The organism is Pseudomonas fulva NBRC 16637 = DSM 17717, assembly GCF_000730565.1.
Lineage (GTDB): Bacteria > Pseudomonadota > Gammaproteobacteria > Pseudomonadales > Pseudomonadaceae > Aquipseudomonas > Aquipseudomonas fulva.
Genome location: NZ_BBIQ01000021.1, coordinates 62,487 through 88,990, shown reverse-complemented (window position 1 = coordinate 88,990; position 26,504 = coordinate 62,487). Strand labels below are relative to the sequence as shown.

Annotated in this window: 23 protein-coding genes; 6 read left to right on the top strand and 17 right to left on the bottom strand. The window is 63.2% G+C overall.

Going from position 1 to position 26,504, the window contains the following annotated elements; all coding sequences use genetic code 11:
• Positions 1-367 precede the first annotated feature (367 nt).
• Positions 368-1,273: a LysR family transcriptional regulator gene (locus PFU01S_RS18460; protein ID WP_027916270.1), complete on the top strand. Its 906-nt coding sequence runs from the start codon at positions 368-370 to the stop codon at positions 1,271-1,273.
• 10 nt (positions 1,274-1,283) lie between these two features.
• Here the strand turns inward: PFU01S_RS18460 and PFU01S_RS18455 are convergent, their stop codons facing one another.
• From PFU01S_RS18455 to PFU01S_RS18390, 14 genes are all read right to left on the bottom strand, one after another.
• Positions 1,284-1,979 (bottom strand): response regulator, encoded by a 696-nt coding sequence (locus tag PFU01S_RS18455; protein WP_027916271.1) that lies wholly within the window; start codon positions 1,977-1,979, stop codon positions 1,284-1,286.
• Positions 1,976-4,630 (bottom strand): DUF4118 domain-containing protein, encoded by a 2,655-nt coding sequence (locus tag PFU01S_RS18450; RefSeq protein WP_028686583.1) that lies wholly within the window; start codon positions 4,628-4,630, stop codon positions 1,976-1,978. Before PFU01S_RS18450 ends, PFU01S_RS18455 begins: the two co-directional genes overlap by 4 nt.
• Before the next feature lie 22 nt (positions 4,631-4,652).
• Positions 4,653-5,219, bottom strand: a complete 567-nt coding sequence (gene kdpC / locus PFU01S_RS18445) for a potassium-transporting ATPase subunit KdpC (protein WP_027916273.1) — start codon at positions 5,217-5,219, stop codon at positions 4,653-4,655.
• 10 nt (positions 5,220-5,229) lie between these two features.
• Positions 5,230-7,284, bottom strand: a complete 2,055-nt coding sequence (gene kdpB / locus PFU01S_RS18440; RefSeq protein ID WP_028686584.1) for a potassium-transporting ATPase subunit KdpB — start codon at positions 7,282-7,284, stop codon at positions 5,230-5,232.
• A gap of 9 nt (positions 7,285-7,293) precedes the next feature.
• Entirely contained in the window at positions 7,294-8,988 is a 1,695-nt protein-coding gene (kdpA, locus tag PFU01S_RS18435; RefSeq protein WP_028686585.1) for a potassium-transporting ATPase subunit KdpA, read from the bottom strand.
• A 10-nt stretch (positions 8,989-8,998) separates the two neighbouring features.
• A complete protein-coding gene (kdpF, locus tag PFU01S_RS18430) occupies positions 8,999-9,088 on the bottom strand; it encodes a K(+)-transporting ATPase subunit F (RefSeq protein ID WP_033695165.1) in 90 nt (29 codons plus the stop codon).
• 134 nt (positions 9,089-9,222) lie between these two features.
• Positions 9,223-10,272, bottom strand: coding sequence for an AI-2E family transporter (locus PFU01S_RS18425; protein WP_027916276.1), 1,050 nt, complete (start codon positions 10,270-10,272; stop codon positions 9,223-9,225).
• An 11-nt stretch (positions 10,273-10,283) separates the two neighbouring features.
• Entirely contained in the window at positions 10,284-11,078 is a 795-nt protein-coding gene (locus PFU01S_RS18420) for a DUF4892 domain-containing protein (protein WP_027916277.1), read from the bottom strand.
• A gap of 109 nt (positions 11,079-11,187) precedes the next feature.
• Positions 11,188-12,042, bottom strand: coding sequence for an alpha/beta hydrolase (locus PFU01S_RS18415; RefSeq protein WP_028686586.1), 855 nt, complete (start codon positions 12,040-12,042; stop codon positions 11,188-11,190).
• Complete coding sequence (locus PFU01S_RS18410; protein WP_027916279.1) at positions 12,039-12,827, bottom strand: alpha/beta fold hydrolase; 789 nt, start codon at positions 12,825-12,827, stop codon at positions 12,039-12,041. Before PFU01S_RS18410 ends, PFU01S_RS18415 begins: the two co-directional genes overlap by 4 nt.
• 91 nt (positions 12,828-12,918) lie before the next feature.
• Positions 12,919-13,293 (bottom strand): hypothetical protein, encoded by a 375-nt coding sequence (locus PFU01S_RS18405; protein WP_028686587.1) that lies wholly within the window; start codon positions 13,291-13,293, stop codon positions 12,919-12,921.
• A 132-nt stretch (positions 13,294-13,425) separates the two neighbouring features.
• On the bottom strand, positions 13,426-13,884 hold the full coding sequence (gene sixA, locus PFU01S_RS18400) for a phosphohistidine phosphatase SixA (RefSeq protein WP_028686588.1): 459 nt from the start codon (positions 13,882-13,884) through the stop codon (positions 13,426-13,428).
• The gene (locus PFU01S_RS18395) at positions 13,881-14,228 is read right to left on the bottom strand and encodes a DUF4389 domain-containing protein (protein WP_028686589.1); all 348 of its coding nucleotides are present in this window, start codon (positions 14,226-14,228) and stop codon (positions 13,881-13,883) included. The genes sixA and PFU01S_RS18395 overlap by 4 nt, the downstream gene beginning before the upstream one ends.
• 37 nt (positions 14,229-14,265) lie before the next feature.
• Positions 14,266-15,291 (bottom strand): NAD(P)H-dependent glycerol-3-phosphate dehydrogenase, encoded by a 1,026-nt coding sequence (locus tag PFU01S_RS18390; RefSeq protein ID WP_027916283.1) that lies wholly within the window; start codon positions 15,289-15,291, stop codon positions 14,266-14,268.
• Positions 15,292-15,492: 201 nt separating this feature from the next.
• Here PFU01S_RS18390 and PFU01S_RS18385 point away from each other — a divergent pair, with 201 nt between their 5' ends.
• The 5 genes from PFU01S_RS18385 to fabB all read left to right on the top strand — a co-directional run bounded on the left by PFU01S_RS18385 (position 15,493) and on the right by fabB (position 22,380).
• Positions 15,493-17,607: a TonB-dependent receptor plug domain-containing protein gene (locus PFU01S_RS18385; RefSeq protein ID WP_028686590.1), complete on the top strand. Its 2,115-nt coding sequence runs from the start codon at positions 15,493-15,495 to the stop codon at positions 17,605-17,607.
• Complete coding sequence (locus tag PFU01S_RS18380; RefSeq protein ID WP_028686591.1) at positions 17,607-18,497, top strand: ABC transporter substrate-binding protein; 891 nt, start codon at positions 17,607-17,609, stop codon at positions 18,495-18,497. The genes PFU01S_RS18385 and PFU01S_RS18380 overlap by 1 nt, the downstream gene beginning before the upstream one ends.
• Positions 18,494-20,425: an ATP-binding protein gene (locus PFU01S_RS18375; protein WP_028686592.1), complete on the top strand. Its 1,932-nt coding sequence runs from the start codon at positions 18,494-18,496 to the stop codon at positions 20,423-20,425. Before PFU01S_RS18380 ends, PFU01S_RS18375 begins: the two co-directional genes overlap by 4 nt.
• Positions 20,426-20,632: 207 nt before the next feature.
• On the top strand, positions 20,633-21,148 hold the full coding sequence (gene fabA, locus PFU01S_RS18370) for a 3-hydroxyacyl-[acyl-carrier-protein] dehydratase FabA (protein WP_023533607.1): 516 nt from the start codon (positions 20,633-20,635) through the stop codon (positions 21,146-21,148).
• A gap of 11 nt (positions 21,149-21,159) precedes the next feature.
• A complete protein-coding gene (gene fabB / locus PFU01S_RS18365; RefSeq protein ID WP_027916287.1) occupies positions 21,160-22,380 on the top strand; it encodes a beta-ketoacyl-ACP synthase I in 1,221 nt (406 codons plus the stop codon).
• Positions 22,381-22,476: 96 nt separating this feature from the next.
• Here fabB and PFU01S_RS18360 read toward each other — a convergent pair whose 3' ends face one another.
• From PFU01S_RS18360 to htpG, 3 genes are all read right to left on the bottom strand, one after another.
• On the bottom strand, positions 22,477-23,481 hold the full coding sequence (locus tag PFU01S_RS18360) for an amidohydrolase family protein (protein WP_028686593.1): 1,005 nt from the start codon (positions 23,479-23,481) through the stop codon (positions 22,477-22,479).
• 114 nt (positions 23,482-23,595) lie between these two features.
• The gene (locus tag PFU01S_RS18355) at positions 23,596-24,321 is read right to left on the bottom strand and encodes a dienelactone hydrolase family protein (RefSeq protein WP_028686594.1); all 726 of its coding nucleotides are present in this window, start codon (positions 24,319-24,321) and stop codon (positions 23,596-23,598) included.
• 64 nt (positions 24,322-24,385) lie between these two features.
• Entirely contained in the window at positions 24,386-26,290 is a 1,905-nt protein-coding gene (gene htpG / locus PFU01S_RS18350; RefSeq protein WP_028686595.1) for a molecular chaperone HtpG, read from the bottom strand.
• Between the last annotated feature and the right edge of the window lie 214 nt (positions 26,291-26,504).

Here is a 26,504-nt window from a genome sequence, read left to right as displayed (position 1 = left end):
GGCCCCTACGCTACGCTCCGGGGTCCCCTCGCTCCGGGCTTGCTCCCGGGAGGACCGCGCTGCAGGCCCCATCCTGGGGCCCAGCGCTTGACGGGCATCCATGCCCGTCACCTCCCTCCGCAAGCCCTGCGCTCGGCCTCCTGAAGTCGCGATCTGTGTTGCCTGGACTACCGTGCGCTTAGAAGCAAAAGCCAAAGCAACGGCAACGGCAACGGCAACGGCAACGGCAACGGCATCTTGGGCTAAAGCTCCAGCCCCATTTCAGGACGAATCTTATAGATGAACCCCGAAGACCCGTAAGGCGGTAGCAATCTCCCCGCCCCAGCATTACCCTCGACCCCCACCCCGCTCAGCATCAGGCACCCGCATGGCCTTCACCAGTGACTCCCTTACGATCTTCCTGGCCGTGCTGGAGGCCGGGTCCTTTTCCGCTGCAGCGCGCAAGCTAGGCCGGGTGCCATCCGCAATAAGCATGGCCATCGCGCAACTGGAGGCAGAACTGGACCTGCCGCTGTTCGACCGCACCACCCGCAAAGCCTTGCCCACCAGCGCAGCCCTGGCGCTGGAGCCGCAAGCCAGGCAAGTGATCTGCCAGCTGAACCTGCTCGATGCCCAGGCCCTGCAACTGCACCAAGGCTTGGAAAAGCGCCTGACCCTCGCCATGGCACCCGAACTGCAAACCGGGCCCTGGAGCCAACCCCTACACGCCTTGGCGCAGGCCTTTCCCGGCCTGGAAGTGGAGGTGCGCTCGGCCAGCCAGCGCGAGGCCATCCGCTTGCTGCACGACGGCACCGTGCAACTGGCACTGGTCTTCGAACGCCCTGGTATCGATGAGCGCGAGTCGTTTCTCGAAGCCGGCAGTCAGCTACTGGTGGCCGTCGCCTCCCCGCGTCACCCTGCCGGCGTGCAGGGTGCCATGCCCCTGCCCGAAGAAGCCTTCGCCGAACAGCGGCAGATCATCGTCGCCTCCGGCAACCCCACCGGCTCTGACCCGCGCATGGTGCTGTCCCGACGCATCTGGCTGACCGACAGCTACCTGGCCACACTGGACCTGGTGCAATCAGGCCTTGGCTGGGCTTATTTGCCACAGCCCCTGGTAGAGCCGCTCATCGCGTCAGGCGCGCTGGCAGAGGTGCGCATGGACAATATGGCCAGCCGCCTGCGCCTGTGGGTGGACATCATCTGGATCAAATCCAGACCCTTGGGCCTGGGCGCACGGCACTACCTGGACAGCGTCCGCACGCTGTTCGAGAAGGACCCGCCCAGAGCCTGAGCCAGGCCGGTCACTGCACTGGGGCGAGCAACCGGTACCCTACCCCTGCCTCGGTGGCAATGAAGCGCGGCGCCATTGGGTCGTCGCCAAGCTTTTGCCGCAGGTGCCCGACCACGATGCGCAAATAATGCGTGTCACCCACATGGGTTGGCCCCCAGATGTCCTTGAGCAGTTGCTGCTGAGTGATGACGCGCCCCGGATGGCTTGCAAGTTGCGCCAACAGTGCATATTCCTTGCGGGTCAAGGTCACTTCGGCGTCATCCAGGGTCACGCGTCGCAAGGCAAGATCGACGGTCAGCGGCCCAATGCTGAGGCAGGCTGGGGCACCGCCCGTCTGCGGTATCTGCCTGAGCAGCGCACGAATACGCGCGAGAAACTCCTGAATGCCAAACGGCTTGGTCACATAGTCGTTGGCGCCGCTGTCCAAGGCGTCGACCTTCTGCGCTTCGCTGGCGCGTACCGACAAGACCACCACCGGCACCGTGCTCCACTGGCGCAGTTCGCGCAGCACCTGCTGCCCGTCCATGTCCGGCAGGCCCAGGTCCAGGACCACCAGGTCAGGCTTACCCAAGGCCGCCTGCGCCAGCCCCTGGGTGCCGTTCTCCGCTTCTAGGACTTTATAACCCTGGGAAGCCAGGCTGATGCGCAGGAATTTGCGGATCTGGGGCTCATCATCGATGACCAGCAAAGTGGCGGTCTGGCTCATGGCACGTCGCTTCCGGTATCCGGTTGGGTAGGCAGCGGCAAGCATAAAGTCATGCAGGTGCCAACGCCATCGATGCCCTCGCCAACCCTGACCTGACCGCCATGTGCCCCGATCATCCCCTGGCAGATCGCCAAGCCCAGGCCGGTGCCCTGACCACCGCGATCACCGCGGGCAGCGGTGTAGAACATGTCGAAGACCTTGTCCCGATCTGCCAGGGCAATGCCAGGGCCTTCATCGCTGACGGCGATGTGCAGTTGCTGGTCGCGCGCCGTCACCTCGACGCGCAGCCGCCCCTGAGCAGGCGAAAACCGCGCGGCATTCTCGAGCACGTTGACCAGGGCCTGCTCGACCAACGCGGCATGCACGAACAGCAGCGGCAAGTTGGCCGGCACCTGAGTTTCCAGGTTCAGGGGTGCCAGCACGGCGCGCAGTCGATGCAACGCGCTGCCCACGATGTCGGCAGGCGCTACCCAGTCCCGTGCCAGCTTGAGACTGCCGTGCCCCAGGCGGGTCATGTCCAGCAGGTTCTGAATATAGCGGTCCAGCCGCTCGGCTTCGTCGCGGGTGCCTTCGAGCAGCTCACGCCGGTCCGACTCGGCAAGGGCCTCGCCCAACGCCAGCAAACTGTCGATGCTGCCGCGCATGGACGTCAGCGGCGTGCGCAAGTCGTGGGATACGGAGGCCAGCAACGCACTGCGCAGTTGTTCGGTCTCACCGTGCAGACGCGCCGCCTCCAACTGCTCGGACAACTGCGCCCGCGCCAGGGCTTGGGCCACAGGCTGCGCCAAGCCACGAAGCAATCGCCGGTCGGGGCCACTGAGTGCCTGGCCTGGGCGCTCAGACACACCCATCAAGGCCAGAGGCTGGCTGTCCACGGTCAAGGGCCACCACCACCAACGCCCTTCGGGCAGGGTGTCGCTGCTGCGCCCGGCCGCCTGGTCGTGCTGCCAGGCCCACTGGGCCGCGGCGCGCTCGTTATCGGTGAAAGCAATGGGACCGCCGCTGGCTATGTGCAGTTGGCCATGCTCGTCGCGCTGCAGGATGCAGACCTGCCAGCCAAGCCGACCATCGAGGTGCTGGTGCGCAACCTCCAGCACCGCCTGACGGTCCGTGGCCCCGGTCAGGCGTCGAGACAGGTCCAACAACTGGATGGTTTGCGCCTGGGTTTCACGCAGGGCCTGCAACTGGCTGCGCTGGCGCGCGGCCAGGTTACCCGTGAGCGCGGCCATCAGCAGGAAGAACACCAGGGTCAGCACGTCCTCTTCGCGCTGGATACTCAGGGAAAAGTTGGGCGGAATGAACAGAAAATCGTACGCCAGGAATGAAAGCAGCGCACAGGCCAGGGCGGGGCCAAGGCTGGTGCGCACCGCCACCAGCAGGACCGCTGCCAGAAACACCAGGGAAATGTTGGGCAATGCCAGCACGCTGGCCACTGCCCAGGCCAGGCCCGCCGCCAGAGCGGTCGCTGCCAGCGCCAGCAGGTAATGTCGCCACACCCACGCATACCGGGCCGTTGGCTTGGGTGCCGAGCGCAGGACGTCGCGATCGAGCACATTGACCTCCAGACCCTGACTGGCCCGCAACAGCCGTGCAGCGACACCAGCGCCGAACAGGCGGCGGCGCCACCGGTCTCGGGACTGTCCGACCAGTACCACGCTGGCACGCCGCTCTCGGGCATGCTCGATCAGTGTACGGGCCACCTCCGCGGCGCGCAGCACGACCACGTCCCCACCCAGGCGCTCGGCCAGTTGCTGGGCGGCCTGTAACCGCTGGCGCCCGGTCTCGTCGCGCAGGCGACCGTTATCCACGTGGACCAGGCTCCAGGGTAGGTGCCGGCGCTGCGCCACGCGGCTGGCATGACGCACCAAGCGCTCGGCCTGGTCATCGCCATCCACACCGACCAGCAAGCGCCCACGCAGCGCTGGCGCTGCAGCGCCGCCTTGGCGATAGCCCTGGGCCGCATCGGCATCGACCTGGGCGGCAGCGGCCTGCATGGCCAGTTCGCGCAGCGCGCTGAGGTTGCGCTGGGAAAAGAATGCGTCGATGGCTGCGCGCGCTTGCTCAGGCACATACACCTTGCCTTCGCGCAAGCGTTCGAGCAGGTCGCGCGGCGGCAAGTCCACCAGCAACAGGTCGAACGCTTCGTGCACCACCCAGTCCGGCACCGTTTCACGCACCAGGACACCGGTGATATCGCGCACCTTGTCGTTGAGGCTCTCCAGGTGCTGGACATTGACCGTGGTGTAGACGTCGATGCCGGCGGCCAGCAGTTCCTGCACATCCTGCCAGCGCTTGGCGTGGCGGCTGCCCGGTGCGTTGCTGTGGGCCAACTCGTCCACCAGCACCAGGCTGCCCGGGGTACCGAGCACCCCATCCAGGTCCATTTCGTGCAAGGTCACGCCCCGGTAACGGGTGCGTAGCATCGGTTGCTGGCGCAAGCCTGCCAACAGGGCCTCGGTTTCGGCACGGCCATGGGTTTCGACCACGCCTACCAGTACCGGGCGGCCCATGCGCTGCTGGGCATGGGCGTGGGTGAGCATGGCAAAGGTCTTGCCGACACCGGGCGCGGCGCCAAGAAACACCTTCAGCCGGCCTCGCCCTGGCTGGGGGAAATTCGCCAGCAGCGCATCGGCGCGGTCGGAGTCACTCATGGGATTTCCTTCACAGCAAGGGTCACAGGCCCTGGCCCGAACGGCTCGTCTTTTCCAGCGCCTGGTTAAGGGCCAGGACGTTGACCACCGCAGGGCCCACCAATGGGCGCAGCGTGGCGGCTTCGAGCAGACTCTGCAAGCGTTCGACGGGTAGATGCCGGGCGGCAGCTACCCGTGGCAACTGATACGCCACGGCCTGCGGCGGCAGGTGGGGGTCCAGCCCACTGCCCGAGGTCGTGACCAAGGCCAAGGGGACCGGCCCTTGCCCTGGCCGGTACAACGCACCCGCCTGTGCCTGGACACGCTGCATCAACGCGGGATTGCCAGGGGCAAGGTTGCTCGCGCTGCTGGCCACGGTCGCGAAATCACCTGCCGAAGGACGGGAATGAAACCAACCGTCACCCTCGAAGCGCTGGGCGATCAAGGCAGAGCCGCGCACACGCCCCTGCTCGTCTTGCACCAGGCTGCCATTGGCCTGGTAGGGGAACGCCACCTGGGCAATACCCGTGACTGCCAAGGGGTACAGCGCACCCGTCAGAAAGGTCATCGACAGGAGCAGACTCAGGGCCGGGCGTAGGTATGCAGTCATGATGGCCTCCTCAGACCAGGTGCAAGGCGTTGAGCAACAGGTCGATGACCTTGATGCCGGCAAACGGTACGATGATGCCGCCCAGTCCGTAGATCAGCAGGTTGCGCCTGAGCAGCTGCGCAGCGCTGGCAGCCTTGATCTGCACCCCACGCAGGGCCAACGGAATGAGCACGACGATGATCAGTGCGTTGAACACGATGGCAGACAGGATGGCGCTCTGCGGGCTTGCCAGCTGCATGACGTTGAGCACGCCCAGCTGCGGGTAAATCACCGCAAACAAGGCTGGCAATATGGCGAAATACTTGGCCACGTCGTTGGCGATGGAAAAGGTGGTCAGCGCCCCACGGGTGACGAGCAGCGCCTTGCCAACGTGCACCACGTCCAGCAGCTTGGTCGGATCACTGTCCAGATCGACCATGTTGGCCGCCTCACGGGCAGCCTGGGTACCATCGTTCATGGCCATGCCCACATCCGCCTGGGCCAGGGCTGGCGCGTCGTTGGCACCATCGCCGCACATGGCCACCAGGCGCCCGTCTTGCTGCTCCTGGCGAATGCGCGCCAGTTTTTTCTCCGGTGTAGCCTCGGCCAGCACATCGTCCACGCCTGCTTCGGCCGCGATCGCGGCTGCCGTGAGCGGGTTGTCGCCAGTGACCATCACGGTCCTGATGCCCAGTTTGCGCAGTTCGGCAAAGCGTTCGCGAATGCCAGGTTTGACCACATCCTTGAGGTGAATCACGCCCAACAGGCGCTTGTCGACGCAGACCAGCAGCGGCGTACCGCCTGACTGGGCGGTGCGCTCTACCTCACGGGCAAGGGCTGGCGGCATATCCGCGCGCGGCATATCGACGAAGGCAAGGAGCGCATCGACGGCACCTTTTCGATAACGATGTGCCCCCAGGTCGATACCAGACAGGCGTGTCTGGGCAGTGAAGGCCACCGGTTGGTAGTGCCCGGCCGGCGGTTCGACGAAATCATGAAGCTGATGCAGGTACTCGACGATCGACTTGCCCTCTGCCGTGTCGTCGGCCAGCGAAGCCAGCAAAGCCCCCTCCCCCAGCTCACGGGCCGTCACCCCGGGCGCAGCGTACAGTGCGCTGCAGCGGCGGTTACCGAAAGTGATGGTACCGGTCTTGTCCAGCATCAAGGTGTGCACATCGCCTGCGGCTTCCACGGCGCGCCCTGAACGGGCGATGACATTGAGGCGCACAAGGCGGTCCATGCCGGCGATGCCGATGGCCGAGAGCAGGCCGCCGATGGTGGTGGGAATGAGTGTGACGAGCAACGCCGCCAGGAAGATCAGCGGCAAGCTGCCCCCAGCGAAGTGAGCAAAGGGTTGCAGGGTCACCACCACGATCAGAAACACCAGGGTCAGGCCGATCAACAGCATGTCCAGGGCGATCTCGTTGGGCGTTTTTTGCCGGCGCGCGCCCTCGACCAGGGCGATCATGCGGTCCAGGGTGGAATCACCGGGGTTGCTGGCGATGCGGATCAGCAGCCAGTCCGACACCAGAAGGGTATTGCCGGTCACCGCCGAACGATCGCCGCCTGACTCGCGAATGACGGGCGCGGATTCCCCGGTGATGGCTGCCTCGTTGACGGCAGCGATGCCTTCTATCACCTCGGCGTCGGCGGGGATCATCTCCCCAGCCTCCACCCGGACGACATCACCCTTGCGCAGGGACGCGGCCGGGACGTTGTCGAAGCTGCCATCCGGGTTGCGCCGCCTGGCCGAGAGCCCCTGGCTGCCGGCTTTGAGGCTGTCGGCACGGGCTTTCCCCCGGCCTTCGGCCAGGGCCTCGGCGAAGTTGGCAAACAGCACGGTGAACCACAGCCAGGCGGCGATCTGCACCGCAACGCCTGGGGTGACGCCATTGGCTGGGGTCAGGCACAGCACGGTGGTCAGTACGGCCGTGATGGCCACCACCAGCATGACAGGTGAGCGCTTGAGCTGACGCGGATCGAGCTTGAGGAACGCCTGCAGCAATGCCGGCCGCCACAGCGCGGCCAGCCGCGTCTGGGCTGCTGCGTCTGGTTGGGCCTTGATCTCTGGAATGGGCATGTTCATGGTCATCTCTCAATAGGCCTGGCTAAAATGGTCGGCAATCGGCCCCAAGGCCAAGGTCGGCAGGAAGGTCAGCCCGCCTACCAGCAAGATGGTCAGCAGCAGCAGGAAGGTGAACAGTGGCCCATGGGTGGGGAAGCTGTTGGGGCCTTGAGGTGCCTGTGGCTTGGCTGCCAGGCTCCCTGCCAGCGCCAGGATTGGCAGGATGTAACCAAAACGGCCGATCAGCATCGCCAGACCGATCATGAGGTTGTGAAACACCGTGTTGGCGCCAAAGCCTGCGAAGGCTGACCCGTTGTTGGCGGCCCCGGAGGTATAGGCATACAGCAACTGGCTGAAGCCATGGGCACCGGGGTTGCTGACCGCTGTGGCCGGCCCTGGCTGGCTGGCAGCGACGGCGGCCAGTACCAGCACGCCGACCGGCATCACCAACAAGGTCGCCACCAACAGCTGCACCTCACGGGCTTGAAGCTTCTTGCCCAGGTATTCCGGCGTGCGGCCGATCATCAGCCCGCAGAGAAACACCGCGATCAGCACGAACAGCAACATGCCGTACAGGCCCGCCCCGACGCCGCCGAAGATGACTTCGCCGACCATCATGTTGACCATGGCCACCATGCCGGTCAGTGGGTTGAGGCTGTCGTGCATGGCATTGACCGAACCGTTGGAAGCGGCCGTGGTGGTGACCGTCCACAACACCGATCCGGTGGTGCCAAAGCGACTTTCCTTGCCTTCCAGAGGGGCTGCCTGCTCTACCTCGCTGGCGTGCAGCGCTGGGTTGGGCTGATGTTCGGCCCACAAGGCCGAGGCGCCGCCGACCAGAAACAGTGCAAGCATGCAGGCCACAATGGCGCGGCTCTGGCGCAAGTCTTTCACGTAATGGCCGAACATGAACACCAGAGCCACGGGAATCAGGATGATCGCCGATACCTCGAACAGGTTGCTCCACGCTGTCGGGTTTTCAAACGGATGCGCCGAATTGACGCCGAAGAAGCCGCCGCCGTTGGTACCCAGCTGCTTGATCGCAATCTGGCTGGCTGCCGGGCCGAGCGGGATCAACTGCTCGGCCCCTTGCAACGTCAGGGCATGGGCATAGTCGCTGAAGGTCTGTGGCACGCCCTGCCAGACCAACAGCAGCGCCAGCAGCAAGGACATGGGCAAAAGCCCATAAAGCGTGGCCCGGGTCATGTCCACCCAGAAATTGCCCAGGGCCGCACTGCTGCGACGGGCGATACCACGGCACAGGGCTACCAGCACGGCCAGGCCCGTGGCAGCACTGACGAAGTTCTGCACGGTCAGGCCGAGCATCTGGTTCAGGTAGCTGATGGAGGCCTCGCCACTGTAGGCCTGCCAGTTGGTGTTGGTCACGAAACTGACCGCGGTGTTGAAGGCCAGCGACCACTCAAGACCGGGTAAGCGCTGCGGATTCAACGGCAGAAGGCCTTGGCCCAACAGCGCGCCGAACAGCAGGAGGAACCCAACCAAATTGAAGATCAGCAGCGCCAGGGCATAGTGGCGCCAGCCCTGTTGCTGCGATGGGCAAATCCCAGCCAGCCGGTAGCAGGCATTTTCGATCGGTCCCAGTAATGGCGTAAGCCACGTGCGCCGGCCCTCCATGACATTGAAGTAGAACCTTCCCAGCCAAGGGGCCGGTAGCAGGACTATGGCGAAGAAGGCCAGCAGCAAGGCGATATCGTAGGCATGCATGGGCGACCCCTTAACTGCGATCGGCGCGCAATAGCGCCGTCAGCAGGTACACCGCCATGGCCACCGCGATCAGCAGTGACATCCCTTCGAGCACGTTCATGAATGATTCCCCGTTGATGCGGCAGTGGCCGCTTTACGGGGATTTTCGGTCAGGCCAGCGTAAAGGCTCGAGATCGAAGCGGCAGGCCTGGCATAAAGAACACGTAAAGAAAGGTGTTCGGCCAGGCAGCAGGGCTAGGCAGTTGGGGTGGGCTGCACGTTGCGACTCCAGTCCAGCAGCAGGCTGTAGCCTATGGCCAATAACGTCGGGCCAATGAACAGGCCGATGAAGCCGAAGGCAATCAGGCCGCCGAACACGCCGAGCAACACGATCACCAGCGGTAGGTCTCCGCCACGGCTGATCAGGTAGGGCTTGAGCACGTTGTCCACGCCACTGATGACGAAGGTGCCCCAGATGCCCATGAAGATCGCCATGCCGTACTCACCCTTCCAGACCAGCCAGCCGGTCACCGGCAGCCAGGCCAGCGGCGGGCCCATGGGGATCAGGCTGAGCATGAAGGTGACCAACCCAAGCACGATGGCACCCGGCACGCCTGCGATGAGAAAGCCGATCAAGGCGAGCAGGGCTTGCGCCGCCGCCGTACCGATCACACCGTTGACCACCCGTTGCACCGTGCCGGCTACCAGGTTCAGGTAATACTCGGCACGCTCGCCGGTCAGCCGGTGCAGCAGCCGCAGCACGAACGCCGAGAGCCGCGGCCCGTCGCGATAGAAGAAGAACACGAAGACCAGGCTCAGGGTGAGCTCCAGCACGCCACTGCCGATCTGCGCGCTGCGGGCCAGCAACCAGTTACCCACTTGCCCCAGGTAGGGTTTGACCGACGCCAGTAGCGCAGCACCCTGCTGGTCCAGCGACGACCACCAGCTGGCCATGCGTTCGCCTACCAACGGGATGTCGACCAGCCACACGGGCGCATCCGGCAGGCCATCGACCTGCACATCACGCACGAACAAGGTTGCATCACGAATGTGGTCGGCCAGGTTGAAGCCCAGCCAGACCAAAGGCAGCGCCACGATAAGGATCCAGGCGCTGGTCAACAGACCGGCGGCGAGGGTTTCGCGTCCACCCAGCACGCGGGTGAGAAAACGCATCAGGGGCCAGCTGGCGAATGCGAGGATGGCCCCCCACAGCAGCGCCGAAATGAAGGGGGCCATGACCCACAGGCCGGCGCCCAGCAATGCCAGCAACAGGATCTGGATCAGCAGGCGGTCATTTTCAACCATGGTCTTGCCCGTCAACGAATCAGTTCGAGGTGCAGGCCATCGGTGGGCGAGTCGCCGACTTCCAGGCGAGCGCTGCGTACACCGGCCTTTATCAGCGCTTCACGCCAGGCCTCGGCCTGGGCGCCGCTGAGGGTGGCGCGCAAGGTGCTGTCCAGGTTGAGGCTGCGTGCAAGCAGGGTTGCCCAGGCCGGCTGCGGGTCGCTCAAATCAGGATAATCAAGCTTGCCGGTGTCACGCATCTCACGCAGCACGGTTGCAGCCGTGGGCAGCAGCTCACCCAACGGGTGGGCTGCGACGAACTCCTCCACATGCAGGTAGGCCCGCCGGTTGCCACGGGTTACGCTGTAGAGTGCGACCAACGTATCAGCCTGGTCGGCAGAGCGGCGTAGCAGGATGAACGCCTGGCGCTCATCGCCACCATTGAGCCGAGCATTGGCAAAGACTTCGTTGGCCCACAGGCTGGCCTCGCCACAATCGCGGCCTTGGCACCAGAACAACGGGTACCCGCCTTCTTGCTGCAAGCTCTCGCGCGCGCGCGTGAACGCCTCCCGCGCAGAGCGCTCAACCGGCAGTTCATAGGTCGTGGAGCTGACCTGGCCACGGCTCTCGACTTTATCCTCCACCCGCAGACGGCCGCTGATCTTGCGCAGTGGCCCCAATGGGTAGACACGCTCCTGCTCCACGGCGGGGCGCTGGTCGACAATCTTGGCGTCCACTGGCACGGGCAGGCCGCCGGCCCAGAGCGTAGAGCTGGCGAGCAGCGTACCGGCGGCCAGCAGGCAACGCCAGGCGACAGGCGCAGTCATAGGCAAACCACGCGGCGCCCGGCGTCAAGGTGAAGCATGTACATGTCTGGCAATTGCATGGTTGTCTCCCTGATCAACCCGCCAAGCCTCGACACTTGTCCGGTGCAAGTCAAGCAAAGCCAAAGAAGCGATTGAAACAGTCTGCTACAAGCGTTGCGCCCTGCTCATCGTTCAGGTGCAGGTGATGGCCACCGGGCAAGGTCACCTGTTCAAAGGGTAGCTGCTCAAGCAGCCCTTCGCGACGTGCCAGCATGCCCTGCGCTGCCACCACCAGGCAGCCGGGGCACTTGACGTGTCGCACGTAGGCCATTGCCTGGTCTTGCGTCAGGCGCACTGGCGAGGGCAAAGTCAAGCGGCTGTCGCTGCGCCAGCTGTACCCCCCGGCCACGGGCATCAGCCCACGCTGGGCCAGCAGCTCGGCCGCTTCGCGGCTCACCGCCACCATGCCCTTCATGCGTGCCTCCACGCCTTGGTCCTGCGTGCTGTACACCGACTTGCGCTTGGTATCGAGGCGCATCTGTGCACGCAGCGCCATCCCCAGGCGCTCGGGGGCGTCCTGCTCTTCGCCGGTGGGCGGGATGAGGCCATCGATAAGTGCCAGGTGGCTGACGCGCTCGGGCAGTGCGGCGGCCAGTTGCACGCTGATGATGGCGCCAAGCGAATGGCCCAGCAGCGCGAACTGCTCCCAGCCCAGTTGCTCGGCTGCGCGCACGATGTCGTAGGCGTAGTCGGCCAGCGCGTAGCCGGCACCCGGCGGGCGATGCTGCGAATGGCCATGACCGGCCATGTCCAAGGCCACGATGCGCAGGCCCTGAAGGCGAGGCGCGAGACGCGCGAAGCTGTTGGCGTTGTCCAGCCAGCCGTGCAACGCAATGACCGGCAGGCCGTCCTCGGGGCCGAACACGTGGCCGGCCAGTTCGATATGGCCAAGATTCAAGCGTATGTCTTCGACCTGCACGTTCATGCCTGCCCCCACCTATCGAACAGGCCCTTGATCAGGCTGGCGGTATCTTCCGGGTGCTCCAGCGGGAACATGTGGCCACCCGGAACGCTGTGGTATTCCCCCTTCGGTATGCCCCGCACCGCCAAGGCATGATGGCGGCGCACGACGGTACTGGCCTGGCCACGGACCATGGCCAGCGGCAGGCGCAACTGCCGGACAGGCGCAGGGTTCAGGTGGGGTACGTTGCGATAGATGCTGATTTCGGTAGCAGGATCGAAGCGCAGGGACAGCGTGTGCTGCTGCTCGTGCAAGCCATGTTCGACGTAGGCATCCAGGCAGTCGGGGTCGAAGTGGCGGAACAGTGATCGGCTGGCGAAATACGCGCGGGCACTGAGCCGATCTTCGAATTCGGCGCGCCGCCCTAGCGTCCGACCGGCTGGGGTAATGCGGTCGATCAAGCCCAGGTGCTTGGCGGCGCGCAGCAACAACTGGTCTGCGCGGGTCAGCACGGGCGAGTCGAGCATGACCACGCCCCGGTAAAGTTCTGGTCGGCGCAGGGCGGCATGCAAATGCAGAACACCCCCCAGCGAATGCCCCACGCCCCAAACGGGGTCGGGCTGCTGCTCAAGATGGTACAACAGCTCGTCCACCAGGCTCTGCCAGTTGGCGTCCACCGGAAACCGCGGGTCATGGCCGTGCTGGGGCAGGCTCTGCACGTGGTAGTCCGGCGCCAGAGCGGCGAACAGCTTGCCGTAGGTGGCCGACGGAAACCCATTGGCATGGGCAAAGAATATCGGTTGCGGCATGGCGGGCTTCCGGGCGCAGAGAATGGCCCATTGTGGGTGTCCACCAGGGCTCAGGCAACGTTCGGAAAGGTCATCGGCAAGGGCGATCAGGTCATGCCGATCGATCAAAGCTGCCCAGCGAGCGTCGCAGGCACGCCTTGATGAAGACTTGATGGCTTTCCAGCGTCTCACGGGCCAGACGCTGGTCATCAGCGTCCAGCTCCAGCCTGCGCAATGCCAGGCAGCTGGTTTGCATCAGATGGGCCACGCGGGTGCAGGCTTGCTGCAAGGCGAGCAGCTCCTGCTCGGCCTGCTGACGTCGATTTTCCTCAAGCGCCGTGTCCGTCTGGATCTTGCGCATCAGATGGTAGAACTTGGCGTCGGCGACCTCCCGCAGCAAGCTGTGCTGGGCGTGATCCAGGGCGATGCCTTGCTCGACCTTCTCAGTGGTGGTTTGCAGGTCCAGCGAGCACAACAATTTCCACATTTCGCCCGTCATCGACCCAACCTTGTACATGTCCTTTGTGGCAAAGCTAGCAAACCGCAATCGATTGAAACAACTGACAAAAATGCCAGTTGCCTCCCTTGCAAACCCGCTTGGCAAAGCCACGGCAGGCAATCAGCGGGACGTGTGCAAGGCCCGTAGCGTCATCAGGCCTGCCAGGGGCCAATCACCCTCAAGTTCCGCCAGGCTGGCAGTGCCCATGGCGGCTGGCCGCTGCAGGTGACCGTGTTCGAGCAGCCCGACCAGGTGCCCGACCAGTGGCTGGTGGCTGACCAACAGCACGTGATCAAGGCCAAGGCGCTCGATCTGGCCGATCGCGTGTTGCACATCGCTCTCGGGGGTCAGCCACGGCACCGTGCTTACCGGCTCGCTCAACCCCAATGCCTCATGAACCAACGCAGCGGTCTGCTGCGCCCGGACATAAGGGCTGGCAATGATCGCCTGCAATGGCTTGCCTGCCAGGTGTGCGGCGCTGTGCAGCACCTGCTCGCGACCATGCGCGGTCAAGCGCCGCTCGGCATCGCGGGTGGCTCGCGGCTCGGCTTCGCCGTGGCGCAACACCCACAGGTTCACAGCTTGGGCTCTTGGTCAGGTTGGGCAGGCTCAGGCGCGCGCGCCACGTGGGGCGCCTCGCCGTCGGCCGGGCGTGGTGCTGGCCAATCGGCAAACGGCCAGGGTTTCTGATCCGTGTGGAAGGTGCCGAAACGTCCGATTTGTGCCAAGTACTGGCTCAGGCTATCGCCAAGGTCCATCACGCTGGCGCTGGGGGCGCCGTAGATCAGCCGATAGATCAACTGGATCACCACCAGGCCTGCGAGCACCAACTCGGCCAATTGCCAGACCACCAGGAAAATCAGCATCCAGACCACACGCAGGATGAGGGACTCGCGCTGGGCGTGTTCAGGGGTATCGTTCATGTGTCGCTCCTTGCCGTTTTGCCAGGGTTATCCGGGCTCAGTTGAAGCCGCTGGTGGAAATGAAATCGACATCGGTCTTCGGCTCGGCGCTCATCAGGTGCTCGATCACCTGGTTCAACGTGCGGCCTTCGAACAGGATGGCATGCAGGCCAGCGACCAGGGGCATGTACACCTGCGCCTGCTGGGCCTTGGCCTTGAGCACCTTGAGGGTATTGACGCCCTCTGCCACTTCCCCCAGCCGACTCACGGCCTCATCCAGGCTCAGCCCCTGGCCGAGCGCGTAGCCCACCTGGTAGTTGCGGCTCTTGGGCGAGGAACAGGTGACGATCAGGTCGCCCACGCCGGCCAGGCCCAGGAAAGTCATGGGGTTGGCACCCTGGCTGACCGCAAAGCGGGTCATCTCGGCCAGGGCGCGGGTGATCAGCATGCTCTTGGTGTTCTCGCCCATGCCCAGCGCCACGGCCATGCCAGCGATGATGGCGTAGACGTTCTTCAAGGCGCCGCCGAGTTCCACGCCAAAACGGTCACTGCTGGCATACACGCGGAAAGTCTTGCCATGCAGCACAGCCTGCACCTGCTGGCACAAAAGCTCGTCTTCACTGGCCACCACGGTGGCAGTCAGGGCGTGCTCGGCAATTTCCCGGGCAAGGTTGGGCCCGGAAAGCACACCTATGCGCGCCTGCGGGGCGATCTCCTCGACGATCTGGCTCATCAGTTTGAACGTCTGGGCCTCGATCCCTTTGGTGAGGCTGACCAGCCCCTTGCCACGCAACAGGTCGGCATGTGGCGCCAATACGCTGCGCAAGGCGCTGGAGGGCAAGGCCACGAAAATCAGGTCGCAGGCCTTAAGCGTGGCCAGCAGGTCACTGACCGGCTCCACCCCTTCGTGCAGCCCGATGCCCTTGAGGTAACGCGGGTTCTCGCGATGCTCGCGCATCGCCTGGGCCTGTGCCGGGTCGCGCATCCATTGACGCACTGGCACACCGTTCTGTGCCAGCAGGTTGGCCACGGCCGTGCCAAAGCTGCCGCCGCCCAGAACTGCAACAGGTTGCTGATCAGTCATATCCAATCCGTTAACACCTAAAATAAATGGCGACCGGCGCATTATACGGGTCGCCTGCCCCGCGCCAAGGCCGGTCGGGCATCGCTCATCCAGGCCAGGTATGTACCCACCGGTCGGCGAGCATCAATACCGCCGCAGATCACTGGCAAAACGGCAAAGTTCATTTACCATGCCGGTTTACCCACGATACAAGGCCGCTCCGTGCTCCCTGGCTCGCCTCCCTACCCGCGGCTGTTGCTGTTGACCGCCCTGCTCGGTGCACCTGCCCTGGCAGATGACTTGTTCATCGACAACAGTGACCTGCCACAGGTTTTGACTGCAACACGCCTCAAACAATCCCCGGCTGCGGTGCCAGGGAGCATGACCGTGCTCGACAGCGCGTTGATCCGGGCCAGCGGCGCGCGTGACATTCCCGAACTGCTGAGGCTCGTGCCGGGCATGATGGTGGGCTACGGGGCGGGCAATCAACCGACCGTCAATTACCACGGCAGCAACGTCAACGAAGCACGTCGCATGCAGGTGCTGATCGACGGCCGCTCGGTGTACCGGGCAGGGCTGGCTACGGTGGACTGGAGCGATATCCCGCTGGCGCTGGAGGACATCGACCGGATCGAGGTGTTCAGGGGGCCGAACACGGTCAGCTATGGCGCCAATGCCCTGATGGCCGTGGTGAACATTCTCACTCGCAATCCTGCCGACAGCCACGGCACGCGTCTGAAAGTCACACGCGGGCAGAACGGCATCGACGACTTCTATGCCAGCCAGGGCTTTGGCTGGGACAACGGCGATATGCGTCTATCGCTGTCGGGCCAGCAGGATGACGGGTTCGACCATGACCAGTTCGGCCAGGACTACCGTGACAGCCGCCGCGCCACACGTTTGAACCTGAGCGCCAGCCATACCCTGACGGTGGACCAGACACTGGAATGGCAACTGGCCGCCAAGGAAGGCACCAACCAGCGGCCTTATACCTACCAGCCGGTATTCCCGTTCGTGACCCAGCGCGGCAAGGATGCCGACGTCAAGGCCATGGACTATGCAGGCTCGGTGCGTTGGAACATCGACTTTGCCGCTGAACACAGCCTGTATGTCCAGGGCTCGGCGCAGCATTTCGACCGCCAGCAGGTGTGGCGAGCCTGCGACGCGGCGCTGTCCTTCAGCCCCGAACTTACCCGCCTCTGGCAGATGAACCCCAATTACGCCGAGCGGGTAGCCCGTGGCGCGAACAACCCGCCACCTAGCAGCAACCCCCAGGAGCAGGCCCTGGTCGATGCGATCAAGGCACAGTGGAACAGTCAGGGCGGCAGTGACGTGGTGTGCGGCGATGTCGACCAGAGCACGCGCGAAACCCGCTATGACCTGGAAATTCAGGACACCTACAGCCTGACCGACAGCCTGCGCCTGCTCAGCGGCATGAACTATCGCTATGATCGTGCCGACTCGCAGACCTATTTCAATGGCAGCGTCGACGACCAGACCTGGCGGCTTTTCGGGCAACTGGAATGGCGAGCCGACGAGCACTGGATCGTGCAGGGTGGCGCCATGTTCGAGGATTCGCGGCTCTCTGGCAGCTCGCTTACCCCACGGTTGGCGGTCAATTACCTGATCACCCCGCGCCATGGCCTGCGCGCCGTCTATTCCGAGGCGGTACGTTCGCCTGACATGTTCGAAAACAACGTCAACTGGAGCTACACCGTCAAGAACCTGATGCCCTACGCCTTTGGCCAGCAGCATGGCGAATACTTCGTCAAGACCCGCGGCCCTGGTGACCTGGAGCAGGAGCACATGCGCTCGCGTGAGCTGGGCTACAACGGTTATTTCAGCGACCTGGACCTGAGCATGGACCTGAAGGTGTTCTACGACGAGATCACTGGCATGATCAGCGAGCCGCTCAAGAACAACCAGTACATTGCCAGCAATGCGAACCGGGCGCGCTTCAGCGGCAGCGAGGCCCAGTTCGATTGGCGCCCTACCCTGCGCGACCGGCTGCGCTTGACCTTCGCCCATGTCGACGCCTGGGCCAGCAATCCTGCCGACCGCAACCTCAGCGCCAGCACCAGCGGCTCTGCCGGCTGGATGAGGGACTGGGGCCACGGCTGGTCCAGTGGCGCTTTCTACTACGGTGACGATGCCCTCAATCAGTACCGCTACGAGCGCCTGGACCTGCGCGTGGCCAAGCGCTGGCGCGTGTACGGGAGCAATCTGGAACTGGCAGCCCTGTGGCAGCAACGCCTGGATGATGAGCCCACCACCGCCGTGCAGAACCGCTATGACAGCCGGCAGCGGCTGAGCCTGAGCGCGGAGCTGGAGTTCTGATGGTTCGTTTGCTGCGCCTGTTGGTGCTATGGCTGTGGCCATTGGGGCAGTTGTCCGCCAGCGAGATCTTGCTGGTCGGCGCCCAGGACCAGCCAGGCATCCGCAGCTTCATCGCTGCCCTGGAAAGTCGACGCCCCAACGACCACGTGCATTTTCAGGCTGCCAGCGAGCTGCCTGCGCCGAGCCGGCTCGACCTGGACCTGCGCCTGGTGTTGCTGGACGACGAGGCATTACAGTGGCGCCTGTCGCAAACCGCCGGCCCACCGGCACTGGCCATGAGGGTCAGCCGGGTGCAGGTGGAACAGCGCCTGGGAAAGTCACGCCCCGGGTTTCTCACCTTGTTGTGGAGCGACCCGCCACTGGATCGGCAGTTGCGCCTGACCCGCTACCTGTTGCCGCAAGCCAGGCGCATCGGGGTGCTCTACGGTGAACACAGTGGGTTTCTGCTTGATGAGCTGCGCCGTGCCGCGCAACCGCTTGGCCTCGAGATCGTGGCACAGGCTTGGCCCGACCCACGTGACAGCCGCCCCCTGCAACACCTGCTGGGCAGCAGTGACGTGCTGCTCGGGCTTGATGATCCGGACCTGTACAATTCCAAGACAGCGAAAAACCTGTTGCTCAGCAGTTACGGCCGTCAAATGGCCCTGATTGGCCCCAATGCCGGATTCGTCCGTGCCGGCGCGCTGGCCAGCACCTACAGCGACCAGCAAGATTGGTTAAGCGTGCTCGACAGTCTGCTCGGGCAATCACCTGCGCGCTGGCCCCGCAGCCTCTACCCAGCCCATTTCGGGGTCAGCGGCAATCAGCAGGTGGCACGGGCGCTGGGCCTGGAGCCCATTGATCCCGACACCGCCGCCCAAGCCTTGGCTGATGGAGAGCGCACCCCATGACCAAGGGCGTGAACTGGGACATTCATACGCGCACGCAGATCATCAGCCTAGGCCCGGCGCTGCTGCTGACGCTGCTATTGATCAGCTTCTTCACGTTCGTGCGCATCCAGGATTTGCGTCAGGAGCTCAACCACACCGGCCAATTGATCGCCAACCAGCTTGCGCCCGCGTCCGAATACGGGGTCATCTCAGGCAACAACGAAGTGCTCGAAGGCCTGATGCGCGCCACGCTGAGCATTCCCCACGTGCGGTTCCTGGAGGTACAGGACAGTCGCAATCACATTCTGGTGTACGTCGAGCAGTCTGACGAAAGCACCAACCGTGCCCAGCAGGTGGAAGTGTTTCAAGCGCCGATTCGTCTGCAGCAGATACGACTCGAAAGCGACTTTTTGCAGGAAGGCCTGGCGGCTGCCCCGGCCATCGGCGATGACTACCTGGGCCGGGTCATCGTCGGCATGTCGGACGATGCGTTCAGCCAGCGTCAGCAGGAGATCGTGATCAAGGCCGCAGTGCTGGCGTTGTTCGCACTGCTGTTCACATTTTTGCTGGCTCGCCGTCTGGCCATGAGCCTGGCCAAGCCCATCAGCGACATGGGCCATGCCGTCAAGGCCATCCAGCAGGGTCACTACGACACGCCGGTTCCGGTGGTGGACGACAGCGAGCTAGGGCATCTGGCCCGGCACATCAATAACCTGGCGCATGCGCTCGAGCAGGCCAGCACCGAGCAGAAAAAAGCCATCGCCGAGCTGATCCAGGCACGCGAGGAAGCCGAGCAGGCCAACCGCGCCAAGTCTGATTTCCTGGCCATGATGAGCCACGAGCTGCGCACACCGCTAAACGGCGTATTGGGCATGCTGCAATTGCTCGAAACCACCTCGATGAGCAGCGAGCAGGCCGACTACACCGCGGTGGCGAGCGAGTCGACGGGGCATCTGCTGCGGGTCATCAATGACATCCTCGATTTTTCGCGGATCGAACGGGCGGCCTTGCAGCTCGAACACATCGATTTCAACCTCGGCGAGCTCATCACCCACTGCGTCCAGTCGTTCCAGCATGCTGCACAGCAACAAGGTCTGGCGCTCGACTTGAGCCTGGCCGAGGACACCGCCCAGTTGCAGGTGAACGGCGATCCTACCCGGATCCGGCAGATTCTCCTGAACCTGATCGGTAATGCCCTGAAGTTCACCGAGCAGGGGCAGGTGCGGGTCGAAGCCCGTTGGCAGTTGATGGATGAGCAGCGCATCTGGCTGACATGCAGCGTGCAGGACACGGGCATCGGCATTGACAATGATCGTCTGGAGATGATGTTCGTCGCTTTCCAGCAGGCCGACAGCTCGATTTCTCGCCGCTACGGCGGCACCGGCCTGGGCCTGTCCATCGCGCGCACCCTGGCCGAGCGCATGGGCGGGCACCTGCACGGTCAGAGCCTTGAAGGCCATGGCTCGACCTTCACGCTGGAGATGCCACTGGCACTGCCAGCATCGGCGCGCCAGATCCGCCGCGCTGCGCCGCCCGGCCAGCTTGCCTGGACCGAACCCACCAGGGTACTGCTGGTCGAAGACAATGCTGTCAACCAGAGCGTCACCGAGGCCATGTTGTGCAGCCTGGGCGTTGAGGTGAGCACGGCCGACGACGGCCAGCAGGCCGTGGAGCTGGTCAGGCTGCAACGTTTCGCCGCCGTTTTCATGGACTGTGGCCTGCCCTACATGGATGGTTACGAGGCCACGCGCCAGATGCGCCTGCTGACCCACGGTGCACACGTACCGATCATCGCCCTGACTGCCAATGCATTGCAGGGTGATCGCGAACGATGCCTTGCCGCAGGAATGGATGACTATCTGAGCAAACCCCTGCGCCGCAGTGAATTGCAGCAGGTGCTGGTGCGCTGGCTGCCAGGACGGGCAACCGCGACTGGCGATAAATGCTAAAGTGCGGCAGTCTTAAACACTGGACAGGACTCCTTTCGGACCTGAAAATAGACGTTTCAGTGCACACCTGTACTTCTTTCGACAGGTGCGCTGTGACTTTCACTACAACGCAATAGTCTACCTGTAGGCTGCCGCCCCGTTCGCGATGCGTGACGGGCTGGCCGGGAAGATTCATCCCCTGCCGCAGGGGGTTATTGAGGAGCTCGCATGACCAAACAACACGCCTTTACTCGGGAAGACCTGCTGCGCTGCAGTCGCGGTGAGCTGTTCGGCCCAGGTAATGCGCAACTGCCCGCGCCGAACATGCTGATGGTCGATCGCATCACCCACATCAGTGAAGAAGGCGGCAAGTACGGCAAAGGTGAATTGGTCGCCGAGCTGGACATCAATCCTGATCTTTGGTTTTTTGCCTGCCATTTCGAAGGCGACCCAGTGATGCCAGGCTGCCTGGGCCTCGATGCCATGTGGCAGCTGGTCGGCTTTTTCCTGGGCTGGCAAGGCCTGCCGGGCCGCGGTCGTGCACTGGGCTCCGGTGAAGTGAAGTTCTTCGGCCAGGTGCTGCCTACCGCCAAGAACGTCACCTACAACATTCACATCAAGCGCGTGCTCAAAGGCAAGCTGAACATGGCCATCGCCGATGGTTCGGTCAGCGTCGACGGCCGCGAGATCTACACCGCCGAAGGCCTGCGGGTCGGCGTGTTCACCTCCACTGACAACTTCTAAGGGTTATTCGCATGCGCCGCGTCGTTATCACTGGTCTGGGCATCGTGTCGTGCCTGGGCAATGACAAAGCTACCGTCACCGAAAACCTGCGCAACAGCCGTCCGGGTATCCGTTACAACCCGGAATACAAGGAAATGGGGCTGCGTAGCCAGGTTTCCGGCTCCATCGACCTCAACCTCGAAGAGCTGATCGACCGCAAGGTCTTCCGTTTCGTCGGGCATGCGGCTGCCTACGCCTACCTGGCGATGCAGGACGCCATCAAGGACTCGGGCCTGACCGATGAGCAGGTCTCCAGCCCACGTACCGGCCTGGTGGCCGGCTCCGGCGGTGCATCGACCCTGAACCAGATGGAAGCGCTGGATACTCTGCGCGAAAAAGGCGTCAAGCGTGTAGGCCCTTACCGGGTCACTCGCACCATGGGCAGCACAGTTTCGGCGTGCCTGGCGACGCCGTTCAAGATCAAGGGCATCAACTACTCGATCTCTTCCGCCTGCGCTACATCGGCTCACTGCATCGGCACCGCACTGGAGCAGATCCAGTGGGGCAAGCAGGACATCGTGTTCGCCGGCGGCGGTGAAGAAGAGCACTGGAGCCAGTCGTTCCTGTTCGATGCCATGGGCGCCCTGTCGACCAAGCGCAACGAAACCCCGGAACTGGCCTCGCGTGCCTATGACGCGGATCGTGATGGCTTCGTCATCGCCGGCGGCGGTGGCATGGTGGTGGTCGAAGAGCTGGAACACGCTCTGGCCCGTGGCGCCAAGATCTACGCCGAGATCATCGGCTATGGCGCCACCTCCGACGGCTACGACATGGTCGCCCCAAGCGGCGAAGGCGCCATCCGCTGCATGCAGCAGGCGCTGTCGACCGTCGACACGCCGATCGACTACCTGAACACCCACGGCACCTCTACCCCAGTGGGCGACGTTGCCGAAATGAAGGGTGTGCGCGAAGTGTTCGGCGAAAATGCACCGAAGATCAGCTCAACCAAGAGCCTGTCCGGCCACTCGCTGGGGGCTGCCGGTGTACACGAGGCGATCTACTGCTTGCTGATGATGGAAAACAACTTCATCGCTGGCTCGGCCAACATCGACGAACTGGACCCGGCGGTCGCTGACCTGCCGATCCTGCGCAAGACCGAAGAAAATGCCAAGATCGATACGGTCATGAGCAACAGCTTCGGTTTCGGCGGCACCAATGCCACCCTGGTGCTCAAGCGCTGGGAAGGCAAGTGATTCGCTGACGCGCCAATAGAGAACGCCCCGACTGGTTCGGGGCGTTTTCATTTACGCTGGAAAACAGATCCGTTGGGCCCGACGCGACCTACGCTGTCATTTACCCTTGGGCAGCACAGCCAGAAAGTTGTCCTTGGCCACGCGTCTGGCTACATCCTCGGGCAAGGCATCCAGAAATGGCCTGAAACTGTCCATCTCCTCTCCCAGGCTATCGAAGCGGCCGACCACATCCGAGCCCAGCATGAACCGCGTTGGGTAGCGTTCAACGAGCGCCAGCCAGGCTTTGCGTGGGACGTCCTGTTCATCGAGCAGGTAGGGCTTGAGCACACTCCACGACAGGTCCACGTACAGGTTCGGGTAGTCTTCGAGTAATCGCGTCAGCACCGGCAGTAGAAAATCCATCTGTGTCTGATGCCGGTGAATTTCCATGCTGCTGCCGGCGTGTGCCCAGATGAAACGCGTATGCGGATGATTGCGCAGGGGCTCTTCGATCTCGGCCAGGTACAACGGGTTACGCTCGCGCTTGGAAGTGATGTTGGAATGCAACAGCACCGGCAGGTCGCGCTCGGCGGCCAGGTGATAGACCCGTGTCATGGCTTCGTTGTTGGCACGCGGGGTTTCGCCGCTGGTCAACGCCGTCAGGTCATCGTGACGGGTGAATACCTCGCCAATACCCTGCCAGAGGCCTGGGTAAAGGTCGAGCATGCGTTCGATATGGCTCACGGCATTCTTGTCGACTGGATTGAAGCCGGTCAGGAAGGGATGGAATCGCTTGCGTTGTTCGTCCGACAATGGCTGCAGCGCCGCTGCTACATAGGTATCGGTGGCGCTGTACCAATAGGCGTCCGCATCGTCGCCGGCGTAATAGCGGGGACGCTTGGGCTCGTCTTCATGCCATTTCTTGGCAACGGGAATGCCCGAAATCATCGACTGATCGATGCCTGCAGCGTCCATGGCCTTGAGCAGCGCCGGCATACCTTCGGATTCCTGGAAGAAATCCACGTAATGCAGGTGAGCATCGCTGTAACGGTATTCACGGGCCTCGGCCCCTGGCCCCAGCCAGGCGGTCAACGCTACGCAGGCCAGTGCTCTGGCGATCATGGTGGGTTTCCTTGTAAGGGGGCAAACCTACTAGACCTGCACGCGCAGCGTGCGGTTCGCCAGCCTTGCCATCAAAGCAGGGCTGGCGAACCGCACACTGCGGCCACCTGCGCGCTAGCGCTGGAATACCTCGACCAGCAGGTTGTGCATCGCGCGGAAGGCGCGCTCGGACGTGCGCCGGTCATACTGTGTCTTGCCGGGCACGTTGGCATCCGGGTCGGTGAACGAATGCACCGCCCCGCCATAGCTCACCAGTTGCCAATCGACCTTGGCGGCGTTCATTTCGTCTTCGAATGCCGGTAGCTGCTCTTTGGGCACCAAGGGATCGGATGCGCCATGCAGCACCAGGACCGAGCCCTTGATGCGTTTGGCATCCTCGGGGTCAGGCGTGTCCAGCGTGCCATGGAAGGAGATCGCTGCACGAAGATCAGCCCCCGCACGCGCCAGTTCGAGCGCGCAGCAGCCCCCAAAGCAGAACCCGAAGGTAGCCACCTTGCCTGGGCTCAGTGGCGCCTTGGACTGACCGAGCAACTGGGCAAGGGCACCTTCCATGCGCCTGCGCAACTCGCCGCGGTCGTTTTTGAGCGGCATCATTGCTGCGCCCGCTTCATCGGCATTCGCCGGGCGAACGGTCTGCCCATAGAGATCGACGAGCAGCACCACATAACCTTGCGCTGCCACCTCCTTGGCGATGCGCTCGGCCCCTTCGGTCACGCCCATCCAGTTGGGCGCCATCACCAGGCCAGGTCGACCCAGGGCGCCGGGCTCATAGGCCAAACGGCTTTCGAAGGTCTTGCCGGACAGGTGGTGGATCAAAGATTCGACGACTACCTTACTCATGCTGTACTCCTCAGGCTGCACCATGAAAAAAGCCCGCCGAAGCGGGCTTTAGCCATACGTCAATTCAAGCAGACAACTCGACCAACAGCTTGTTCAGGCGCCGCACATAGGCTGCTGGATCCTTCAGGCTATCACCGGCTGCCAGCGCGGCCTGGTCGAACAGGATGTGCGACAGCTCGGCGAAGCGGTCCTCACTCTGTTCGTGATCGAGCTTCTCGATCAGCGGGTGGGTTGGGTTGAACTCGAAGATAGGCTTGGAATCGGGCACTTTCTGGCCGCTGGCTTCCAGAATCTGGCGCATCTGCAACCCCAGGTCCTGCTCGCCGATGGCCAGGATGGCTGGCGAATCAGTCAGGCGATGGGAGACACGCACTTCGGCGACGTTTTCGCCCAGTGCGGTTTTCAGGCGCTCCACCAAGCCTTCCTTATCCTTGGCGACTTCTTCCTGGGCCTTCTTGTCCTCTTCGGTATCAAGTTTGCCCAGGTCCAGATCGCCACGGGCCACATCCACGAACGCCTTGCCGTCAAATTCGTTCAGGTAGCTCATCAGCCACTCGTCGATGCGGTCGGTCAACAGCAACACTTCGATGCCTTTCTTGCGGAAGACTTCGAGGTGCGGGCTGTTCTTGACCTGCGCGTAGGACTCGCCGGTGAGGTAGTAGATCTTGTCCTGCCCTTCCTTGGCGCGGGCCAGGTAGTCAGCCAGCGACACACTCTGCTCGCCGCTTTCGTCCTGGGTGGACGCGAAGCGCAACAGGCCAGCGATCTTTTCCTTGTTGGCAAAGTCTTCGGCCGGCCCCTCTTTCAATACCTGACCGAAGTTTTTCCAGAAACTCTTGTACTGCTCGGGCTCGTTCTTGGACAGTTTTTCGAGCATGTCCAGCACGCGCTTGGTCAACGCGGTCTTCATCGAATCGATGATCGGGTCTTTCTGCAGGATTTCCCGCGACACGTTCAGCGACAGGTCGTTGGAGTCCACGACACCCTTGATGAAGCGCAGGTAAAGCGGCAGGAACGACTCGGCCTGATCCATGATGAACACGCGCTGCACGTACAGCTTCAAGCCGCGCGGGGCTTCGCGCTGGTACAGGTCGAACGGTGCACGGGCAGGCACGTACAGCAGCGAGTTGTATTCGAGCTTGCCTTCGACCTTGTTATGGCTCCAGGCCAACGGGTTTTCGAAGTCATGGCCGATGTGCTTGTAGAACTCCTGGTATTCCTCGTCCTTGATCTCGGTACGCGGACGGGTCCACAGGGCGCTTGCACGGTTGACGGTTTCCCACTCTTCGGCTGGCTGCTCTTCGCCTTCGGCGGCTGCCTGCTCCTTGGGCAACTGGATTGGCAGGGCAATGTGATCGGAATACTTTTTGACCACGTTGCGCAGGCGCCAGCCATCGGCGAATTCCAGCTCGTCTTTTTTCAGGTGCAGGACAATGCGGGTACCGCGCTCAGGCTTGTCGACGGTCGCAACTTCGAACTCGCCCTCGCCCTTGGACGACCAGTGCACGCCTTCGCTGGCAGGCTGGCCTGCACGACGGCTGTAGACATCGACCTGATCGGCCACGATGAATGCCGAGTAGAAGCCCACGCCGAACTGACCGATCAGGTGCGAGTCTTTCTTCTGATCGCCGGTGAGGTTCTTCATGAAGTCGGCAGTGCCGGATTTGGCAATGGTGCCCAAGTGAGCGATGACGTCATCGCGGGTCATACCGATGCCGTTATCCTCGAGGGTGACCGTACCGGCCTCCTTGTCGAAGCTCAGGCGAATCTTCAGGTCGGCATCGCCTTCGAGCAGTTCAGGCTTAGCCAGCGCCTCGAAGCGCAGCTTATCGGAGGCGTCGGAGGCGTTGGAGATCAGTTCGCGCAGGAAGATCTCCTTGTTCGAGTACAAGGAATGGATCATGAGGTGCAGCAGTTGCTTTACCTCGGTCTGGAAGCCCAGCGTTTCTTTTTGAGTCTCCACGCTCATGTTCTTCAAACTCCGATCAGATGACAGTGGTCGCCAAGCGGCAAAATGGCTGCGTTGGCGGCGGATGTCATGCAGATGGGGGCTGCCAAATCGATTTCAAGGGCCTGCATGGTTCGATCTTCAAATCCGAGCGGGTCATGGCGAGCCGCTGTGCCGCCCTGCTTGCCGCGGGCGGTGTAACGTTTCCGGGTTAGGACGGGCGTCGATACAGAAA

What these genes read in the sequence shown, in the direction of transcription:
- PFU01S_RS18410 (WP_027916279.1), bottom strand. Translation starts at nt 12,827, where the DNA reads ATGCCGCAACCGATATTCTTTGCCCATGCCAATGGGTTTCCGTCGGCC.
- PFU01S_RS18415 (WP_028686586.1), bottom strand. Translation starts at nt 12,042, where the DNA reads ATGAACGTGCAGGTCGAAGACATACGCTTGAATCTTGGCCATATCGAA.
- PFU01S_RS18395 (WP_028686589.1), bottom strand. Translation starts at nt 14,228, where the DNA reads ATGAACGATACCCCTGAACACGCCCAGCGCGAGTCCCTCATCCTGCGT.
- kdpB (WP_028686584.1), bottom strand. Translation starts at nt 7,284, where the DNA reads ATGAACATGCCCATTCCAGAGATCAAGGCCCAACCAGACGCAGCAGCC.
- PFU01S_RS18455 (WP_027916271.1), bottom strand. Translation starts at nt 1,979, where the DNA reads ATGAGCCAGACCGCCACTTTGCTGGTCATCGATGATGAGCCCCAGATC.
- PFU01S_RS18425 (WP_027916276.1), bottom strand. Translation starts at nt 10,272, where the DNA reads ATGGTTGAAAATGACCGCCTGCTGATCCAGATCCTGTTGCTGGCATTG.
- PFU01S_RS18360 (WP_028686593.1), bottom strand. Translation starts at nt 23,481, where the DNA reads ATGATCGCCAGAGCACTGGCCTGCGTAGCGTTGACCGCCTGGCTGGGG.
- PFU01S_RS18450 (WP_028686583.1), bottom strand. Translation starts at nt 4,630, where the DNA reads ATGAGTGACTCCGACCGCGCCGATGCGCTGCTGGCGAATTTCCCCCAG.
- kdpA (WP_028686585.1), bottom strand. Translation starts at nt 8,988, where the DNA reads ATGCATGCCTACGATATCGCCTTGCTGCTGGCCTTCTTCGCCATAGTC.
- PFU01S_RS18380 (WP_028686591.1), top strand. Translation starts at nt 17,607, where the DNA reads ATGGTTCGTTTGCTGCGCCTGTTGGTGCTATGGCTGTGGCCATTGGGG.
- PFU01S_RS18355 (WP_028686594.1), bottom strand. Translation starts at nt 24,321, where the DNA reads ATGAGTAAGGTAGTCGTCGAATCTTTGATCCACCACCTGTCCGGCAAG.
- kdpC (WP_027916273.1), bottom strand. Translation starts at nt 5,219, where the DNA reads ATGACTGCATACCTACGCCCGGCCCTGAGTCTGCTCCTGTCGATGACC.
- kdpF (WP_033695165.1), bottom strand. Translation starts at nt 9,088, where the DNA reads ATGAACGTGCTCGAAGGGATGTCACTGCTGATCGCGGTGGCCATGGCG.
- PFU01S_RS18460 (WP_027916270.1), top strand. Translation starts at nt 368, where the DNA reads ATGGCCTTCACCAGTGACTCCCTTACGATCTTCCTGGCCGTGCTGGAG.
- fabA (WP_023533607.1), top strand. Translation starts at nt 20,633, where the DNA reads ATGACCAAACAACACGCCTTTACTCGGGAAGACCTGCTGCGCTGCAGT.
- htpG (WP_028686595.1), bottom strand. Translation starts at nt 26,290, where the DNA reads ATGAGCGTGGAGACTCAAAAAGAAACGCTGGGCTTCCAGACCGAGGTA.
- PFU01S_RS18375 (WP_028686592.1), top strand. Translation starts at nt 18,494, where the DNA reads ATGACCAAGGGCGTGAACTGGGACATTCATACGCGCACGCAGATCATC.
- PFU01S_RS18420 (WP_027916277.1), bottom strand. Translation starts at nt 11,078, where the DNA reads ATGACTGCGCCTGTCGCCTGGCGTTGCCTGCTGGCCGCCGGTACGCTG.
- PFU01S_RS18390 (WP_027916283.1), bottom strand. Translation starts at nt 15,291, where the DNA reads ATGACTGATCAGCAACCTGTTGCAGTTCTGGGCGGCGGCAGCTTTGGC.
- fabB (WP_027916287.1), top strand. Translation starts at nt 21,160, where the DNA reads ATGCGCCGCGTCGTTATCACTGGTCTGGGCATCGTGTCGTGCCTGGGC.
- PFU01S_RS18405 (WP_028686587.1), bottom strand. Translation starts at nt 13,293, where the DNA reads ATGTGGAAATTGTTGTGCTCGCTGGACCTGCAAACCACCACTGAGAAG.